At 32.1% G+C, this 3,232-nt stretch carries 2 protein-coding genes; both read right to left on the bottom strand.

Translation table 11 applies throughout. The features are described from left to right. Nucleotides 1-132: 132 nt before the first annotated feature. Nucleotides 133-651 (bottom strand): hypothetical protein, encoded by a 519-nt coding sequence (locus HKP48_RS08625; protein WP_296344869.1) that lies wholly within the window; start codon nt 649-651, stop codon nt 133-135. 154 nt (nt 652-805) lie between these two features. Further along, on the bottom strand, nt 806-2,869 hold the full coding sequence (locus tag HKP48_RS08620; RefSeq protein WP_296344868.1) for a DUF262 domain-containing protein: 2,064 nt from the start codon (nt 2,867-2,869) through the stop codon (nt 806-808). Between the last annotated feature and the right edge of the window lie 363 nt (nt 2,870-3,232).

The raw sequence follows: 3,232 nt of genomic DNA, 5'->3' as shown, positions 1-3,232 counted from the left end.
TTGAACTGGAAATAACGCGACGTAGGAGCGTTATTCTATTTCAACAATGCCAAGAAACATATTGCCTAAAATTAATTTAAAGTTTATTTGGTTTTTAGCTCAGTTCTTTGTTGTGCCACGTTTTTTTATTCGTTAAGGAATATTGGAAGATACTTCTTCTCGGGATAGCCATTGAATCCATAATAGTACTGTACCTAAATTCCCTAATATAATTCCGACTATGAAGTATATATATTTCCTTTTCAAGTCAGAAGTTTGTAATTCTATAAATTTCTTTTGTGCTTTGCTTTCGTCTATTTGGGCTTGTGTTAATTCAACTTGTAATTGGCTTAATTCAATTATGTCAGATGTTGTTTCCGACATTTCATTTTCGGTGTTTTTTACACTTAACTTTATAGGTTCGTTTCCTTCGTGTTCAACTCGTTTCCAATTGTTTCTTGAACCTAAATCAACAAGTCTTTGCCAATGGTCTAATTCAAATTCACGAATATTAGTTTCCACTATTCCACCTTTTTTATCAATTGGTGCAGCCCAAACAGTATTCCTTTCAACAATATCATACTCGGAAGCATTTCCGTTTTTCTCAATAACAGCCCATTCATTTGGGTTAATTGTCTTTATTTTGTCAGTTCCTTTGATTTTTACTTTCATATGGTTTTGTCAAATGTGGCACAACGGTCTCGGCTATGCGTAGTGCGGGATTTCAAGGCACTTACCTTTCGATTTAGCACTTAGTTTATTTAATGTAATTACTTTTATATTAGCACTTTAGCCCGCATTACGTATAGCCATTGTTGGGCGTTCGTTATTCTTTCTCCGCATACTTTATTGTCAGTTCGTCTTCTGAATCAAAGATTGTCAATGCGTGTTTTATCTTCTCAAATTTTCCAATATTGTCTATGTTTCCTTCAATGAAATAAGTGTCGTTTATTGGAACTGCTTGTCTCGGGTTTCCTTCTTTTGGATTTTTGGTTAATGTTATTTTCTCCGCCAAGTCTGTTGTAAAAAAAGTCTCTGGCTGTAAGTCAAAAAGTTGTTTAAATACTTCTACATACAATTTGGCAACTTGATTAACTTCTATTTTTTGGTCGAAGAAAATTGCGTACTCTAATTTTTTATGTTTTGGGTCTTCTGCTTCAAAAATGTTCACTTCGTTGTTTTCATCTCTTTCTTCTAATTTGATTTGTGGCATTTGCCAAATTTTCAAAAATCGTTCAGCGAGAAGGTCAAAACGTCTTTCGATTTCTGCTTTATCCCATTTGTCTGCAATTGACAAATATTTATTGAGCCATAAACGACTGTCTTTATAACCTGCATTTTCCAAATCTCTTTTAAAGGAAAAAGGTTTGTTTCCAAGTTTTCCGTTATTACCCGATAAAGTCAAGTTGCCAATTGTGTTTAGGTAGGTTTCTTTAATCAAGTTGTATTCATCTGCTCCTAAATCAACTTTCCATTTTGGGTCAGGATTTTGGGGGAAAATGTGTTCAATAGTTATGTCTGTGTTACCTTCGATTATTACAGGCTCGTTGTTTTCAAAATTTTCAAGTCGCTCAAGTAAATAAGTTCTGTTTTTGGATTTGATATTGTAAACATCTTTTAATTTAAGACTTTCAATAACTTCTTTGTTTTTAGGGAAACGTTGCGAACCTGGTCTTTTAAGTAACCACTTTTGTAACGACAATAAATAATCATCTTTATCCACCTTTTCATAAAGTGTCATAAATATCTTGTTGAGTGCATTTGTCGGCAAGCCAACAACAAATCGTCTCCAAGCAAAAGATTGAATAAAATCCAAAACTTTTATGAAAGTTACTTTGTCAATTACGTTTTCTGAATAATCCTCATAAACTTTCATCAAAAACGGATAAGCCACATTTACTTCAAGTCGATTTATGTATTCAAGTTGTAATCTTATGTCTTTGTCAGATTCGTTTTTTGGGTTGAGAAGTTTATTGTAAAACTTAACAAGAGATTTTATTGGCGAAAGATTGTTTTCTAATTCTTTTAAATCACTTGTTGGAAATTTCGTTTTAAACTCTAAATAAACCTTGCTTTTATTTGGTATTTTGTTGTTTACTAAAGTCAAATAATCTCTAATAAAATCGGAAACTTTACTTGTATTAAGTGTTTCATCTTTTGCAAGTTTCTCTATGATTTCCCAATAGTTGTTGTAAATTTTGTTTTGGTCTCTACGATTAAGACCCATTAAAATGTAATTTCTAATTAAGTCAGCTTGCGATAATTCAAGACCTGTCGAATTTAAACTCTCAAAAATTCTTTGTGGGTCGTCTTTTTCTCTGTCAAGTGAGATTTCTACAAACATTAGTTTTGCAAGTCCTTTGAGAACGAACTCTAAATTTTCTTCAGTTATGCGACTTTTGAAGTAATTGAAATTGTCAATCACTTTTGAAAAGTCGCTAAACTCTTCATCTTTGTCGCTTCTCAAAAGGTATTTTATTGCTTTGTCATTATTTTCGGTCGGTCGAAGTTTTAGTTTTTCTTCTTCGGGTGCAAACTTATTAGTTAGATAGGTTTCAGAAATTTCGGCTTCAAGTGCTTTGTCTCCGATTTCAATTGCCAAACGATAAAGAGTCAAGTAAATTAAAGTCAATGTAGTCAAGCGCTGTTGTCCGTCAATTACGGTCAATTCTTTTATTCGTGAAGAAGTGTAAACGTCATCGTGAACATAAACAACACTTCCTATGAAATGAGCATTCATTTTATTACTTGTACCGACTTCTAAAATATCGTCTAAAAGTTGTTTGCATTGACTTGTTGACCAATCATAATTTCTTTGATAAACTGGAATTACAAATTGTGTTTTATTTGAAGATAAAAAGTCTTCTACTTTCGTTTCGTTTGCTTTCATTTATTTATTCAATTCTGTTCAATGTTTGTTCGGGTTTTCTCTAATGACGCCCAACGGTCTTGTGTATGAAACGTAGCGTATGAATAAACACTAACTTTTCGGATTTTGCACGAGCCGAATTTTTTATTTTTATGTTTAATTTTCTTTTCTAAATATAACCAAATAAAAAAATTGGCGTACTTTGTAAATATACAAAAACCTCTCGGAAAGCCTATATTAGATATGTTTTATACACGTTGTTGAACTAAACCTTCGGTAGCTTTTCTCACCAAAGATTAGTATCCTTGTAAAGTTAATCATTAAAATTTTATCATGATGAAAAAAAATCAAAACATGTAAGTACGATTATTAGTCGTTCCAAAG

It is taken from the genome of Winogradskyella sp. (genome assembly GCF_013042245.1).
Taxonomy (GTDB): Bacteria; Bacteroidota; Bacteroidia; order Flavobacteriales; family Flavobacteriaceae; genus Winogradskyella.
The sequence above is the reverse complement of the archived record's forward strand: the minus strand, read 5'-3'. Positions and strand labels throughout refer to the sequence as shown.